Annotated in this window: 9 protein-coding genes; 6 read left to right on the plus strand and 3 right to left on the minus strand. The window is 40.5% G+C overall.

Features of this window, described 5'->3' with window-relative positions; all coding sequences use genetic code 11:
* The first annotated feature begins 50 nt into the window (after positions 1-50).
* From B9Y81_RS05160 to ilvC, 6 genes are all read left to right on the plus strand, one after another.
* Positions 51-1,430 carry a methyltransferase RsmF C-terminal domain-like protein gene (locus B9Y81_RS05160; protein ID WP_085535920.1) on the plus strand — a complete coding sequence of 460 codons (1,380 nt, stop codon included), beginning with the start codon at positions 51-53 and terminating at the stop codon, positions 1,428-1,430.
* 650 nt (positions 1,431-2,080) lie between these two features.
* On the plus strand, positions 2,081-3,916 hold the full coding sequence (ilvD, locus tag B9Y81_RS05165; protein ID WP_085535921.1) for a dihydroxy-acid dehydratase: 1,836 nt from the start codon (positions 2,081-2,083) through the stop codon (positions 3,914-3,916).
* A gap of 17 nt (positions 3,917-3,933) precedes the next feature.
* Complete coding sequence (gene ilvB / locus B9Y81_RS05170; RefSeq protein ID WP_085535922.1) at positions 3,934-5,634, plus strand: biosynthetic-type acetolactate synthase large subunit; 1,701 nt, start codon at positions 3,934-3,936, stop codon at positions 5,632-5,634.
* 12 nt (positions 5,635-5,646) lie between these two features.
* Positions 5,647-6,201, plus strand: coding sequence for an acetolactate synthase small subunit (gene ilvN, locus B9Y81_RS05175; RefSeq protein ID WP_085535923.1), 555 nt, complete (start codon positions 5,647-5,649; stop codon positions 6,199-6,201).
* A 12-nt stretch (positions 6,202-6,213) separates the two neighbouring features.
* The gene (locus B9Y81_RS05180; RefSeq protein ID WP_085535924.1) at positions 6,214-6,939 is read left to right on the plus strand and encodes an acyl-[acyl-carrier-protein] thioesterase; all 726 of its coding nucleotides are present in this window, start codon (positions 6,214-6,216) and stop codon (positions 6,937-6,939) included.
* 46 nt (positions 6,940-6,985) lie between these two features.
* Entirely contained in the window at positions 6,986-8,032 is a 1,047-nt protein-coding gene (gene ilvC / locus B9Y81_RS05185) for a ketol-acid reductoisomerase (protein WP_085535925.1), read from the plus strand.
* Positions 8,033-8,165: 133 nt separating this feature from the next.
* On the opposite strand, the gene B9Y81_RS05190 is transcribed toward ilvC, so the two are convergent.
* The 3 genes from B9Y81_RS05190 to B9Y81_RS05200 form a co-directional block, all read right to left on the minus strand.
* Positions 8,166-10,028: a RagB/SusD family nutrient uptake outer membrane protein gene (locus tag B9Y81_RS05190; protein WP_085535926.1), complete on the minus strand. Its 1,863-nt coding sequence runs from the start codon at positions 10,026-10,028 to the stop codon at positions 8,166-8,168.
* A gap of 28 nt (positions 10,029-10,056) precedes the next feature.
* Positions 10,057-13,128 (minus strand): SusC/RagA family TonB-linked outer membrane protein, encoded by a 3,072-nt coding sequence (locus tag B9Y81_RS05195; RefSeq protein WP_085535927.1) that lies wholly within the window; start codon positions 13,126-13,128, stop codon positions 10,057-10,059.
* A gap of 177 nt (positions 13,129-13,305) precedes the next feature.
* Complete coding sequence (locus B9Y81_RS05200; protein ID WP_245832398.1) at positions 13,306-16,617, minus strand: TonB-dependent receptor; 3,312 nt, start codon at positions 16,615-16,617, stop codon at positions 13,306-13,308.
* Positions 16,618-16,656: the final 39 nt, after the last annotated feature.

A 16,656-nucleotide genomic window follows, 5' to 3' on the forward strand; every position in this document is an offset into this window, starting at 1 on the left:
TGTCTGTTTTAGGCAAAAATAGTATTTTTACGGCAAACAAGTTGAAAAATATGGAACTTCCTGCTGATTTTGTACTCCGCACACGCACTCTTTTGGGCGACGCATACGAGCAATTTGAAAAATCGCTTGATGCGGAAACGCCTGTTAGCATTCGATTAAACAACCGTAAAGGACTTGCTCCTCCTTCATCCGGCGAAACAATTCCGTGGTGCAATGCGGGCTATTATCTTCCCAACCGACTGACATTCACCTTCGATCCGTTGTTTCATGCCGGAGGGTACTACGTACAGGAGGCTTCTTCCATGTTCTTGGAGCAAGCGATAAAAACCTATATTTCACAACCGGTAAAGTGCCTTGATCTTTGTGCTGCTCCCGGCGGTAAGTCGACTCACTTGTTAGACTTGCTCCCCGAAGGCAGTTTGTTAGTCAGTAATGAAGTAATCCGCAACCGCTCTCTTGTGTTGGCCGAAAATATAACCAAATGGGGACGATCAAATGTAATCGTCAGCAATGATGATCCGCAAAAGATTGGTCAGCTTACTCATTATTTCGATCTGATAGTTGCCGATGTACCCTGCTCCGGAGAAGGTATGTTTCGAAAAGATGAATACAGTCGCCAGGAATGGAGCATGGCAAACGTAGAACTATGTGCTTCTCGTCAAAAGCGTATTATACACGATATTTGGAATGCGTTGAAACCCGGAGGTCTATTAATATACAGTACCTGTACCTATAATACAGCAGAAAATGAAGAAAACATACAATACATAGCCGAAAACTTAGGTGCGGAAATACAACCACTTCCCCTACCCGACGAATGGAAAGTATGTGGTGCTTTAAAAGGAAATATCCCTGTATCCCGTTTTCTGCCACATAAAACGAGAGGAGAAGGATTTTTTCTTGCCGTGCTTCGCAAAACCGAAGACGATTCCGGCCCTGTTATCTTCAAAACCAAAAGTTCAAAGGATAGGAAAAAAGAATCAATCCCTTCAGCCATTCAAAACTGGCTGAAAAACTCATCCGGTTTTCATTTCAATATACATAACGGAATCGTTCAAGCCTATCCCATAATCTTTAAAGAAGATTTTTTATACCTGACTGAGAAATTAAAAATTATTTCAGCCGGTGTAAAAGTAGGAGAAAGTAAGGGGAAAGACTTAATACCTCATCCGGCATTGGCGTTAAGCGATGATTTAGACCAAAATTCATTCCACCGAAGTGAGATTTCCTGGGAAGAGGCGATCCGTTACCTTCGGAAAGAAGCAATAACAATTGATTCGGAAGCTAAAAAAGGCTATCACCTAATCACGTATAAAAACCTGCCATTAGGTTTTGTAAAGCATTTAGGAAATCGTTCAAACAACCTTTATCCCTCCGAATGGCGCATCCGCACAGGGTATAATCCTGAGCATTTACTTCTTTTTGAATAAAAAGGGTCAAGAAGAAAATCCGGTTGACGAATATGTAGCGTCTAACAAATTAACAATTCAAATTTTAACGCTGAAATGAAGGTTGTTTTTAGCAATACTATATGTTTGAAAAGATATCCTTTATTTTTCAAAAAATATCCTTTATTTTTCCAAAAATAACCTTTATGTTTTTCGACACACACAATGCCCTGATTATCAATAATATACAGAGTTGCCAAAAACGGGAAGAAAAGTGGCGTTTTTAACTTAAAAAAGGGTGTAAATTAATTGTCGCCAACCGGATTTTCCGGTTGACCCAATAAAAACCGGCAATCAAGCATTCGAAAATGTAAGCTATTAACGATTAAATATTGATAAATGAAAGAGGCAATAGTGTTTTTCTTTTAAATTATTTTGGCGAAATAAATTATTATTCTACATTTGCATCATCAAACAAGTGATTAAAAATTGAAATTAATGACAAACAGTATTTTACATAACATTATTCTCGTGGTGGTCCTTCTAGTCATTAGTAGGTAAGCGAGAAAGGTGTGTAAGATGTTGTATGCGTAATTAAGATATACTTAAAGCCTTTCTCAAATTAGAGAAGGGCTTTTTTATTGTTACTTAGTGAGAGCTTAAACATAAACTAATAGGTAGAAATTGATATAATGAAAGATTCGTTGAGGAGTTCGTTCAGCACACAAGGTCGCCGCATGGCGGGAGCACGTGCACTCTGGCGTGCCAACGGCATGAAGGAAGAGCACTTGGGAAAACCAATTATCGCGATTGTAAATTCGTTTACTCAATTTGTTCCGGGACATGTACATCTGCATAATATCGGACAAATGGTTAAGGAGGAAATCGAAAAGTTGGGTTGCTTCGCGGCTGAATTCAATACAATTGCGATTGACGATGGAATTGCAATGGGACATGATGGCATGTTGTATTCACTGCCTTCGAGAGATATCATAGCGGACAGTGTAGAATATATGGTAAACGCTCATAAGGCGGATGCGATGATATGTATAAGCAATTGCGATAAGATAACGCCGGGAATGCTCATGGCAGCCATGAGATTAAATATTCCGGCGATTTTTGTATCCGGAGGTCCGATGGAAGCCGGAAACGCAGAAAACGGAAAGCACCTTGACTTGATTGACGCCATGGTAAAAGCGGCTGATGACAATGTGTCTGATGAAGAGGTGAATAAAATTGAACGCTCGGCATGTCCTACATGCGGCTCTTGCTCCGGCATGTTTACGGCAAATTCCATGAACTGTCTGAATGAAGCAATAGGGCTCGCGCTTCCGGGAAACGGAACTGTACTTGCAACTCACGAAAACCGTTTTCGCTTATTCAAAGATGCTGCCGCTATAATTGTTAAGAATGCTTATAAATACTATAGTGAAGGAGACGACAGTGTGTTGCCTCGATCAATCGCCACAAAGACCGCGTTTATGAACGCAATGGCGCTGGATATTGCTATGGGCGGCTCAACCAATACGGTTCTTCACCTTTTAGCGATAGCCCACGAAGCAGAAGTTGACTTCACGATGGATGATATGGATAAACTTTCACGTAATACGCCTTGTTTATGTAAAGTGGCTCCGAATACTGATAAATATTACATTCAAGATGTAAACCGCGCCGGAGGTATTCTCTCCATCATGGGAGAATTAGCCAAAGGCGGTTTAGTCGACACTTCGGTAAAGAGAGCCGATGGTTATACGCTGGCTGAAGTGATTGCCAAATACGGCATCACAAGTGAGCAGGTATGCGAAGAGGCACTAAACTTATATAAATCCGCACCCGGCAATAAATTCAATATTGTAATGGGATCTCAGAATGCTTATTATGACACATTGGATGATGATCGTGCAAACGGTTGTATCCGCAGTGTTGATCATGCTTACACAAAAGATGGCGGATTAGCTATTTTGAAAGGAAACATCGCATTGGATGGTTGTGTTGTTAAAACCGCCGGTGTAGATGAAAAGATATTAAAATTTACCGGTCGCGCGGTGGTGTTCGATTCACAAGACGCGGCTTGCTATGGAATATTACGTGGTGACGTTAAAGCCGGTGATGTGGTAGTTATTACCTATGAAGGTCCGAAGGGCGGACCGGGTATGCAGGAAATGCTCTACCCCACATCGTATATCAAATCCCGCCATTTGGGTAAAGAGTGCGCGCTGATTACAGACGGACGTTTCTCCGGAGGAACTTCCGGTCTTTCAATCGGGCACATTTCACCGGAGGCAGCTGCCGGAGGAGCTATTGGCTTGGTCAGAACAGGAGATATTATTGAAATAAACATTCCTGAACGTAGTATTAATGTAAAACTAAGTGATACAGAATTAGCCACACGTCGTACTGAAGAGGAGGCAAAAGGGAATAAAGCTTTTACCCCTCCGGTGCGTGAACGTAAAGTGTCCAAGGCCTTACAAGCGTATGCTAAGATGGTATCATCCGCAGATAAAGGGGCGGTACGTATTTTTGATTAAAATTAAAGTTTTGTGATATGGAGAAACAGATGATAACCGGTTCGGAAGCTTTACTGAAGACTTTGGTTGCTGAAGGTGTAGATACAATATTTGGTTACCCCGGTGGGGCGATTATGCCCGTTTACGATTGTTTATACAGCTATAGAGATAAGATTCGTCACGTGCTTGTAAGACACGAACAAGGTGCTACACATGCTGCTCAGGGATACGCACGTGTATCCGGAAAACCAGGCGTTGCATTGGTAACTTCGGGTCCTGCGGCTACAAATGCTATAACCGGAATTGCGGATGCATTGATGGATAGCACTCCGCTTGTTGTGATTTCCGGACAAGTGGCATCGCCTTTGTTAGGTTCTGATGCCTTTCAGGAAATAGATGTTATCGGAATTACATTACCCATTACAAAATGGGCGTATCAGGTACGACGTGCCGAAGATGTAGCCTGGGCTATCTCGCGTGCTTTTTATATAGCTTCTTCCGGTCGTCCGGGACCTGTGGTTATTGATATTGCCAAAGATGCTCAGATAAATAAGGTAGAATATGAGTATAAAAAAATAGATTATATTCGAAGCTATCAACCACGTCCGGATGTAAATACAGACCATATATCCGCAGCAGCAGAGTTAATTAATCAGGCAAAAAAACCGTTGGCTTTAGTTGGTCAAGGTGTAATTTTAGGAAATGCCGAAAAAGAATTAATCAACTTCCTTGAAAAAGCGGATATTCCTTTTGGTTCAACCATACTCGGACTTTCTGCAGTGCCGACCGATCATCCATTAAATAAAGGTATGCTGGGTATGCACGGTAATGTAGGTCCTAACCGTAAAACAAACGAATGTGATTTGCTGATTGGTATAGGCATGCGTTTCGACGACCGTGTTACCGGAGATTTGAAAACATACGCTAAACAAGCGAAAATCATTCACTTTGATATTGATCAGGCAGAGATCGGTAAGAATGTATTGCCTACCGTTCCTGTACTGGGAGATGCGAAAGATACTTTAGCCGCGGTAACCAAACTCCTAAATCCGGCTAAACATACAGAATGGATTGCAACCTTTCAACCGGACGAACAGGAAGAAGATCAGAAAGTTATTCAAAAAGAATTATTTCCTGAAACAGGTCCCTTGAAGATGGGCGAAGTGATCAATAAAGTATCAGAAGCGACCGGACACGATGGTATTCTGGTTACTGATGTAGGTCAGAACCAAATGATGGGTGTTCGCTATTTTAAATATAAACGTACACGTAGCGTAGTAACTTCCGGAGGATTAGGCACGATGGGCTTCGGACTTCCTGCGGCTATCGGAGCAAAAATTGGTGCTACCGATCGTACTGTGTGTTGTTTCCTTGGTGACGGTGGATTTCAGATGACAATTCAGGAACTGGGCACCATCATGCAGGAAAATACAAATGTGAAGATCATTGTTCTAAACAACAACTTCCTCGGGATGGTACGCCAATGGCAGGAATTGTTTTTCGACGAACGTTATTCGGAAACAAATATGCTGAATCCGGACTTTGTGGCCATTGCGAAAGCCTATAATATAGAGGGACGTGTGGTAGAAAAACGCGAAGAACTGGATGGTGCTATTCAGGAAATGCTAAACCATGACGGTGCATATCTGTTAGTGGCAACCATTGAAAAATGCGGTATGGTGTATCCTATGATACCAGCCGGATCAACTGTTACGAATATAATAATGGGCGATAACTAAGGAGGAAAGAATATGTTTACAAGAAAATTATATACAGTGATCATCTTTTCCGAAAACACGGTAGGTTTATTAAATCAGATAGCGATTATCTTTACTCGTCGTCAGTTAAATATTGAAACACTATCGGTTTCGCCTTCTGCAATTGAGGGCATCCATAAGTTTACGATCACAACTTTCTCCACGGAAGAGATCATGGATAAAGTGGTTAAGCAAATAGACAAACGAGTAGATATTCTGAAAGCGTATTACAATACGGATGAAGACCTTGTTTTTCAGGAAATCGCACTTTACAAACTAAGCACTGAGTCATTCCTGAAGATGGGAACAGTCGAAGAGTTGATCCGCAAGTACAACGCGCGTATTCTCGAGATGAACGAAACCTGTGTTGTGCTTGAAAAGAGCGGTCATTATGAAGAAACGCAAGGGCTCTTCAAAGAATTGAGTAGTACGATCGGTGTATTGCAATTTATCCGTTCAGGACGCGTGGCAATTACAAAAAGTAAAGTAGAACGCTTGAGCGATATGCTTGCCCAAATGGAAAGCAAGCTCGAAAAGAAGCATTCCTGAAATATATAAATCATGGTAAAAGAAGGCGTATTTCATTTTATTACCGAATCGTATCTTTTAGACTTCAAAGGAAGGGTTCCTCTTCCTATGATCGGCAATTATTTACTACATGCGGCATCTTCACACGCCGGCGAACGGGGCTTCGGCTATACCGATATGACTAAAAAGCATACCGCCTGGGTACTTTCCCGCATGGCTGTTGAGATGTATGAATATCCCAAAATGTCAGAAGAAATAACATTGCTTACTTGGGTGGGTGATGTAGGACGGTTGTTTACGGAGCGTTGCTTTGAACTGCAGAACAAAGACGGCAAACCGTTTGGGTTCGCCCGTTCTATCTGGGCAGCTATTGATCTCGAAACACGCAGGCCAACCATTCTTGATGTTGAAGGATTGAGTTCATACATCAGCGAACGAACCTGTCCGATAGAAAAACCCGGTAAGATACATGCAGTAGAAAGCAATACGCCCGACACTTCTTTTACCGTGAAATACAGCGATCTCGACATCAATAAACATTTGAACAGCATCAAGTATATCGAACACTTGCTGGATAATTTTAACATGAAGATGTTTGAAGAGAAAGAAATTAGCCGATTCGAGATCGCATACCAAGCGGAAGGACATTACGGAATGGAGTTGAATATCCATTCAAAACAAACAGAAGCTGAACACTACAACATGGCAATCACGCACGACGGGAAAGCGATCTGTAGAGCATCAGTAACCTGGAAATAAGAGAAAAAATAGTTTTATTAACCCATTATATTAAAGAATAAAGAAAATGGCAATAATGAATTTTGGCGGTGTAGAAGAGAACGTAGTTACCCGCGAAGAATTTCCTTTGGAAAAAGCAAGAGAAGTATTAAAAAACGAAACCATCGCGATAATTGGTTATGGCGTACAAGGACCGGGCCAGAGTCTTAACCTGCGCGACAACGGCTTTAACGTAATTGTTGGTCAACGTAAAGGTGGAAAGACTTGGGACAAAGCCGTAGCAGACGGTTGGGTACCGGGAGAAACGCTTTTCGAAATCGAAGAAGCTTGCGATAAAGCAACCATCATCCAATATCTTCTTTCAGACGCTGCTCAAATTGAAGTTTGGCCACGCATCAAACAATACCTGACTCCGGGTAAAGCATTGTATTTTTCTCACGGATTCGGAATCACCTATAAAGAACGTACAAATATCATTCCTCCCGCAGATGTTGATGTTATCCTTGTTGCTCCTAAGGGATCCGGAACAAGCCTTCGTCGTATGTTCCTTCAGGGACGCGGTTTGAACTCAAGCTACGCAATCTTCCAGGATGCGACAGGACGCGCGAAAGAACGTGTTGTTGCATTAGGTATTGGGGTTGGATCGGGCTACTTGTTCGAAACAACATTTAAGAAAGAAGTATTCTCAGACCTTACCGGAGAACGCGGTACGCTGATGGGTGCAATCCAAGGACTTCTTTTGGCTCAATTCGAAGTATTGCGTGAAAACGGTCACTCTCCTTCAGAAGCATTCAACGAAACAGTTGAAGAGCTAACTCAATCACTGATGCCGTTATTTGCAGAAAACGGAATGGACTGGATGTATGCCAACTGTTCAACAACTGCTCAACGCGGTGCTTTGGACTGGATGACGCCTTTCCACGATGCCACTAAACCAGTATTCGCGAAACTATACAACGAAGTAGCCAGCGGAAACGAAGCACAACGCTCAATCGACACAAACAGCAAGCCGGACTACCGCGAAAAGCTGGAAGAAGAACTTAAAGCTCTTCGTGAAAGCGAAATGTGGCGTGCCGGAGCCGTAGTACGTAAACTTCGTCCGGAAAATAATTGATAATTAGAAAAGCAAAATCCCAACAGTTGTAAAATCAGCAACAATCAGGAAATAACTTAAGTAAAAAAGCCGTAGAGAATCATTTCTCTGCGGCTTTTTAGCATTCACACAGCTATGTATTCATACTTCTATATTAATAGTACCCTTCATTTTGAGCCTCACTTAATTCTGGTTTTGGAGAAAGGCGGTCAATATGGTTTTGAGGTATAGGACGTAGTTTGTGATAATCCTTAATACCTTTCGCTGCATCAGGATTATACTTCTTCACACGTTCTACGAGCATCTCTGTACGTACAAGATCTTCCCATCTATTCATTTCACCGAATAATTCTCGACAACGCTCATCAAGCATAAAGTTCACAAAGTCTGAATCAATCTTTGCAGCTGTCACCATCATTGCATCTTCTGTTGAGTCGGATATTTTAGCAGGATCTCCACCATCAATAGCAATCCATTCTTGCGGTTTAGCTTCGCCTTGTTTATATGCTGCGCGTTTACGAACTGTATTAATATAACTCGCTGCTGTATTCATATCCCCCATTCTTCCGGCGGCTTCAGCAGCAATCAGATAGGTTTCCGCCAGACGCATACGAATGAAATTACGCGAACCTTGTTCGTAATTCATATCAGGCCGTTCGGGATCAAGCCATTTAAGCAGACAAGGGAAGAAATGGTTTGTGTTGTTATCTACAGGAATCAACGTATAGGTACTCTTTGCGATATCTGCTTGCATTTGTTTGTCTTTTTCAACATCAATCACTTTGTTCGTGTTATCTTTAGCACCATAATATTTCGAAGTGAAATAGGCAGCCGTATCGCCAACAGCAAACTTCTTTTTACCGACCAAATCAGTGGGAGTTGTGTATAGCAGATCAGTTGTCGTTTTACCATTCTCATCAACATAATAATACTTGTCCTTCCATACAGGAATTGAAGATTCTTTGTTTGCCCAAAATACCCATTTGAACATTTTCTGCAAACGAGAGTCATTTTTTTTATCAAATAACTCGGTCTGGAAGTAAGGCGTAGGGCGAACACGTTTCCATGCACGACCTTGCTCCAGGTCACGCTGTAATCCTGGTATATTCTCATAAGTAGGAACCCAATAGAGATGCATTTTATTTCCATCACCATTGAAGAGGATCTCCTGAGTAAACTCAATGCCGAAAATTGTCTCTGTAGAATTCTTTTGCAGTTGCTGATCAATTGTTGTTTTATAATCCGCTTCAAGCGAATATTTCCCGGATTCGATCACTGTTTTCGCATACTTAAGAGCATTCTGCATATCAGTCTGCTGTTGTCCGCGTTGATCTTTCACTGCACTTCCGCGAGTTAGGTATACCTTTGCAAGAAGATGTCCCGCCGCTCCTTGAGTAGCTCGCCCGCGTTGGCTCTGCTGCGCCACATTTGGTAATGCATCATAAGCAAATTCAAGGTCTGATATTATAGCATTATAAACATCTGCAATAGACGCACGTTTAAAATCAGTCACAATCTCAGACACATTCCCTTCTAACACTAAAGGAATCCGACCAAACTGCTGAACAAGGTCAAAATAGAAGTATGCACGCATAAATCTTAGTTCTCCTTCACGACCTTTTTTCTCTTCGTCAGTCATATCTTTTACCTTGGGTAGATACATCAACGCTGTATTAATACGATTGATTCCTTTATAATTGTTTTCCCAAAAATCATATAACATACCAAAACTAGAGTTCATCTGTACACTATACTTATTGAAGGCATCCTTGTTTCCTCCGTCAGCACCTTCCCAAACGTAATCAACCCCGTATTCGTTCAGACAGTAATAACGCTCACCGCCAACGTACCAGCGCATAGTCGTATACGCACCGTTAACAGCTGTTTCTATACCAGTCTTTGTTTCAAGGAAATCATAAGACACTCCACTGACTACCTTTTCATCAAGAAAAGAGTCACAAGAAGTAATAGATGCGAAAAGGACCGTAAGGAGGCCATATTTTAATATATTCTTCATTTTCGTATTCTTTTATATTGTAATACAATTAGAAACTAAGGTTTAAACCAACCAGATAAGTTCTTGGAACAGGTTCATTATACCCTTTATTATCTTCGGTATTTCCTAATTCAGGGTCAATTCCCGGATAGCTTGTAAAGACATGTAAATTCTGTACTGTTCCGTATACCCTCAGGCTTCCTACACCCCATTTCTTGGTTAAAGAAGAAGGAAGAGTATACCCTAAAGTAACCTGCCCGATACGTAGGAAAGAAGATTTATTATAATACAATGACGTAATATAGTTAGGGTTCTCAAAGTCTCTATTCGGTCTTGGAGCTGCATTACTCTTGTTACTGATTGGATTTCCATTTCCGTCTTCACCTATAATACGCCAATAATCTACTTTCGCACTATTGTATCTTCCATTCAGACTCCAACCTCTATCGAATACACGCATTTGTCCAAATGCTCCATTCAGGAAAAAATTTAAGTCAAAATTTTTATAACTGAAGTAGTTACTGATACTTAGCGTATATTTGGGCTCTACCTGTCCAAGAATAAAACGATCTTCAGATGTGATCTTATAGTCACCATTACGGTCTACTATTTTAATGTCACCCGGTTTAAATGCACCACCCCATTTATCTAGTTCAGATTGATCTTCAAGTTGCCAGATACCATCTGCCTTATAGTCGTAGAATACTCTTACCGGCTTACCTATGAACCAGCTGTTTCCTTCATCGTCTTCCTTACCATTGTACAACTCACTGATTTCTTCCTTATTAGTAGCAAAAACAATATCGGTATTCCATTTAAAGTTCTTTGTATCAACATTAATGGTATTAAGTGTAATTTCCAATCCTTTGTTTTTAATCTTTCCGATATTAGACATTACATTCGGAAATCCGGAAACAATCGGCAACTGACGCTCCATCAACAAGTCTTTTGTTTCCTGCACATAGAAATCGACAACTCCTCCAATACGTCCATTAAAGAACCCAAAGTCAAACCCGGCATTCCATTGTGTTGTTTTCTCCCAAGTAAGATAAGGATTAGGCATTTCATTTTGAAAAAACGAAAGTACGCCCTGACTGCCATATGAATAACGCCCATATTCGAGGCTACCTTGTGTTTTGTATGGGTCAATAGCTGTATTACCGGTAATACCATAACCAAGTCTTAATTTCAAGTTGCTTAGTACCTCCACATCTTTCAGGAAGGATTCTTCTTTCATACGCCAAGCTAAAGCTGCAGACGGGAATAACACCCACTTATTATCTGGAGCCAAACGGGAAGAACCGTCATAACGAGCAGAAATAGTCAACAAATATTTATCTTTCAGACTATAGTTTACACGCCCCATGAAAGAAGCCAGACGCCAACGAATATAATTACTTGCGACTGATTCTATCTCTTGCGCAGATCCGACATTATGCCATTCCTGATTTTCATAAGGTAGTTCACGTACCTTTATCTCAGCTGTTTCCTGCGTTTCTTGCTGGATTGACTGAAGGAAAGTTACACCAATATGATTATCCGCGTTGATCTGTTTGTTATAGAATAACAAGTTCTCCCATGTATACATAGTACGGGTATCTTTCCGGTTGATTGCTCTAGCCGGACTACCTGCGCGGTCAGAACTAAGGGCACCATAGAACTCATTGTCATAATATGGACCAACATCTAAACCAAAATTTGAACGGTAAGTAATATCAAATGGCAACTTAGCTTCAACATAATAGCTACCAATAAAGCGGTCTTTTGATTGTTCTCTTTTTCGATGATCAAGATTCAGAAACTGGTTCCATAGCTGCGGGTCATTACCCGGACGCTCTATTCTATAGCTTCCATCTTCATTATATATATCTGCTAACGGATAGATACCTCTTGTATCATGATATAAGTTATTCCCCGCGTTCTTATCGAAATGAGAGAACTGTGTATTACCTCCAATCTTTATATAATCATTCAAATCCCAATCAAAGTTCACTCTGACAGAATAACGTGAATAATCCTGCCCTTTTACAACACCTTCCTGATTAAAATAGGTAGCAGATGCAAGCAACTTGATCTTATCTGTTCCTCCACGTACGCTTACTTCGTGATTCTGAATAGGAGCCGTTTGCAATGTTTCACCCATCCAATCGGTATAAGGCACTCTGTCCGGATGCCAGTTCCCACTTTCATCATATCCCATTTCTATTTTACTTAAGACATTCTGATCTGCCGTAAAATACCCAACCTTCTTATCCCAATCAAGCGTAGGAACAAGCGGATAAGGGGTTGTCTTACTTGTTGCACGGTTTGCTTCACGAACCAACTCCACCCATTCAGCTCCATTCATCATATCAATCTTTCGTGTAGCCTCTTGCACGCCATAGTATCCATTATAGCTAATTTGAGCTTTTCCTGATTTTCCTTTCTTTGTCGTAATCAGAATAACACCATTGGCCCCACGAGATCCATAAATAGCCGTTGCTGAAGCATCTTTCAATATCTCGATAGATTCAATATCAGAAGGACTCATTTCATCCAAACCTGTAACGATAGGAATACCATCTACAACATAAAGTGGATCATTGGTTGCCTTAAGAGAACGATTTCCCCTGATTCGGATAGAGCTTTTTCCTCCGGGTGTTGAGTTCGTACGCATAACAGTAATACCGGCAGCACGCCCTTGTAATGCTTCTGTCGTACTAAAGGAAGCTGTTTCTTGTAGCTTGTCTCCTTTTACAGAAGCTACGGAACCGGTTAGGTCACGTTTTTTAACCACACCATAACCTACCACCACCACTTCTTCCAGATTCTGTAGGTCTTCTTTAAGTTCAATCGTAACCTGTGATTTCCCGTTCAATGGAAAGACCAGGCTTTGATATCCGATATAGCTGATATGAAGGGATACGTTAAGATTAGACACAGACAAAGTGAATCTTCCATCCATATCAGTAATAGAACCGTTTGTTGTTCCTGCTTCAACAATATTTGCTCCAATGATCGGTTCACCCGTAATGTCATTCACCACACCGGTTACAGCATGCTGAGCATAAGCACTGGTCGCAATCGAAGCACTTAGAAGAAGGCTCAATAGTAACAAATAAAAATGTTTTGCTTTTTGCATAATAATAAGTTTTTCTGTTTATCAACAAGTCAATTATTCTCTGATGTAAGCTCGGTTTTATTGAGTCCGAACCATATAAACTCATTCTTAAATTGGTTTCTTCATCTTTCTTTTTTTTCTGTTAGACATAAATTTTTTATTGTTTTTGTTTGCGAGCACATTAGTTTATTGAAAGAATCATAGAAAACTGACATTCAGCCCCAAAATAAAACTTCGGGGACGAGGCTCATTGAAATTCATTTCCGTCTCCGGATCTGTACCAGGATAATTAGTAAACACATGCAAGTTCTGTACAGTAGTATAGACTCTCAACTTACTTATCCCTGCCCATTTAAGACAAAAGTCAGGAAATGTATACCCAAGAGTGACTTGTCCAATCCGTAAGAATGAAGATTTCAGGTAATACAAGGAAGTTATATAATTAGGGATTTCATAATCAATATTTGGTCTTGGTGCCTCATTGCTTTTATTACTTACTGGTTTGCCGTTTTTGTCCTCTCCAATGATTCGCCAGAAGTTAACCCGTGCCCCATTATACCGTCCATTCAAAGACCAATTCCTGTCAAACATTTTCATTTGACCGAGTGCACCATAAAGAAAAAAATTAAAGTCAACGTTTTTATAAGCAAAGTAGTTACTCATACTTACTGTAAACTTAGGCTCTGCCTGTCCTAAGACAAAACGATCTTCAGATGTAATCTTGTAATCATTATTTCTATCAATCACTTTTATTTCTCCAGGTTTAAACGCACCACCCCATTTATCCAGTTCAGCCTGATCTTCAAGTTGCCAGACACCATCAGATTTATAGTCATAAAAGATACTGACAGGCTTTCCTATAAACCATTTGTTTCCTTCGTCATTTTCTTTCCCATTATACAAATGCACTATTCGCTCTTTGTTTTTGCTGAAAACGATATCAGTCATCCAGTTATAGTTTGCTGTCTTTACATTTACAGAATTAACAGACAACTCAACACCACGATTCTCTATTTCACCAATATTAGCCATAACACCCGGGAACCCGGATACAACAGGCAATTGACGCTCCATTAATAAATCCGTTGTTTTCTGTCTGTATAAATCTAATGTACCTCCGAAACGATTATTGAACAGATTAAAATCAATTCCAAAATTCCATTGTTTTGTTTTCTCCCAAGACAACTCTCCGTTTGGCATTTCATACTGAAAGAAAGCCAGCACCCCTTCCGAATTATATGAGTATCTTGCAAAATCCAATAGTCCCTGCGTTTTATAGGGATCGATAGAAGTATTCCCGGTAATACCATAACCTAAACGCAACTTAAGATCGTTAAGTTCTTCTACACGCTCAAGGAAGGGCTCTTGATTAAGTCTCCAGGCAAACGCACCGGAAGGGAATAAAACCCATTTATGTCCGGGAGCTAACCGGGAAGATCCATCATATCGGGCAGATAGGGTTAGCAGATATTTATCCTTGAAATTATAATTCACACGCCCCATAAAAGAAGCCAGCCTCCACTGAGAATAGTCACTTGAAACTGAACTTATTGAATTTGCAGAGCCAATATTATACCAAAGCTGACTATCATATGGCAAATCATGCACATCAGCAGCCGTTTTTTTTGTAGTCTCTTGTTGAACAGATTGTAGGAAAGTCATATCTATGGAATGCTCATTTATACGTTTATTAAAAAACAATAGATTCTCCCAAAGAACCATCCGGCTGTTAGTCTGACTATTTATTGCCCTGGGTAGCCCTCCTGCTCTATCTGTACTATATTGACCAAAAAACTCCGGTGTGTGCCAGTCTATAACATCAACTCCGATGTTAGAACGATAACTGAGGCTGAACGGTAGCTTTATCTCAAAATAATAACTTCCCAGAAAACGATCTCTTTTTTGAGTTTTCTTCGTTTGTTCCAAATTGAGCAGTTCATTCCAAAGCTGAGGATCTCCTCCCGGTCGTGAAGTTGTATAATCTCCATTTTCATCATACAGATCGGCTAAAGGAGGAACACTTTTAATGCTACTGTATAAATTATCTCCATTATTACGTATTGCATGTGAAAACAATGATCTGGCTCCAATCAAAAAGTTTTTCCCGGGTTGCCAGTCAAAATTAAGACGAATAGAATAACGCGAATAATCTTGCCCTTTCACTATTCCCTCATGATTAAAAAAACTACTGGATGCAAGAATTTGTATTTTCTCATCTCCTCCGTTTACACTCACCTGATAATTCTGAATCGGCGATGTTTGTAATGTTTTACCCGTCCAATCAGTATAAGGCACTCTTTCCGAATGCCAATTACCCTCATCATCATATCCCTTTTTAATTTTATTAAAGACTGAAGGTTCAGCAGTAAAATAACCGAGTTTTCTGTCCCAATCCAGAGATGGTGTAAGCGGATAGGGTGTGGTTTTAGTCGTTGCACGGTTAGCTTCTCTTACTAGCTCCACCCACTCCGCACCATTCATCATAGGTATAGTTCTCGTTGCGTTTTGAATTCCAAAAAACGAATTAAAATTTATCTGCGTTTTTCCTCTTTCTCCTCTTCTCGTTGAAATAAGAACAACCCCATTGGAGCCTCTGGAGCCATAGATGGCGGTAGCAGAAGCATCTTTCAACACATCGACAGACTCAATGTCTGATGTACTCAACTCGCTTAAACCTCCGGATACAGGAACTCCATCAATTACATATAAAGGAGTATTGAGGGCATTCAAGGATCTGTTCCCGCGTATTCTGATGTTAGCTTCCTCACCAGGCTTTGCACTTTGCATCATGACGGTAACCCCTGCCGCGCGGCCCTGAAGTGCATCTATCGCACTAAAAGAAGAGCTTTCTCGCAATTTATCCCCCTTTACAGAAGTTATAGAACCAGTCATATTTTCTTTCTTTATCATCCCATATCCGACTACAACGACCTCCTTCAATCCTAAAGCATCAGTTTCTAATTGACAGCTAATATGTGTCTGGTCTGCGATCTTCATTTCTTTGGTTTTATACCCCATATAAGAAAAAACCAGTGTTGCGTTAGCTTGTGTAATCGGAACGGTAAAATGCCCATTCAAATCTGTAGTAGTGCCTCTTCCTGTTCCTTTAACAAGAATATTAACACCAATCAAAGGAATATCCACATCCAGCACGATACCTGACACAATTCTTCGCCGATATATTTTTGTGGATTTTAAATCAGAGGAGTCCTTGCATATTATAAAAATTTGTCTGTCTTCTATTGCGTAAGTATTTTCGGTCGATTCAAAAACAGCATCTAAGATTTCGTTGATAGTTTTTTCCGTCAATCGAATTGTCACCCGACGGTCAACATCAACAGCTTCATCATAATAGAAGAAAATATAGTCGCTGTTATTCTCAATCTCACGAAAAACATCTTTTATCGACTTGTCTTTTACTGACAATGATAAAAAAGTTGATTGACAATATACCACCGAGCTAATATTTATGCCTATTCCAATGAATAAAAACACTACTGTTAATCTCATAATACTCGTATTAGACAACTACATACTTTAGACTATCAC

This window comes from Massilibacteroides vaginae (assembly GCF_900178525.1).
Taxonomy (GTDB): domain Bacteria; phylum Bacteroidota; class Bacteroidia; order Bacteroidales; family Tannerellaceae; genus Massilibacteroides; species Massilibacteroides vaginae.

Coding starts and splice junctions, on each gene's coding strand:
- B9Y81_RS05180 (WP_085535924.1), top strand. CDS start 6,214: ATGGTAAAAGAAGGCGTATTTCATTTTATTACCGAATCGTATCTTTTA.
- ilvC (WP_085535925.1), top strand. CDS start 6,986: ATGGCAATAATGAATTTTGGCGGTGTAGAAGAGAACGTAGTTACCCGC.
- B9Y81_RS05200 (WP_245832398.1), bottom strand. CDS start 16,617: ATGAGATTAACAGTAGTGTTTTTATTCATTGGAATAGGCATAAATATT.
- ilvN (WP_085535923.1), top strand. CDS start 5,647: ATGTTTACAAGAAAATTATATACAGTGATCATCTTTTCCGAAAACACG.
- B9Y81_RS05160 (WP_085535920.1), top strand. CDS start 51: ATGGAACTTCCTGCTGATTTTGTACTCCGCACACGCACTCTTTTGGGC.
- B9Y81_RS05195 (WP_085535927.1), bottom strand. CDS start 13,128: ATGCAAAAAGCAAAACATTTTTATTTGTTACTATTGAGCCTTCTTCTA.
- B9Y81_RS05190 (WP_085535926.1), bottom strand. CDS start 10,028: ATGAAGAATATATTAAAATATGGCCTCCTTACGGTCCTTTTCGCATCT.
- ilvD (WP_085535921.1), top strand. CDS start 2,081: ATGAAAGATTCGTTGAGGAGTTCGTTCAGCACACAAGGTCGCCGCATG.
- ilvB (WP_085535922.1), top strand. CDS start 3,934: ATGGAGAAACAGATGATAACCGGTTCGGAAGCTTTACTGAAGACTTTG.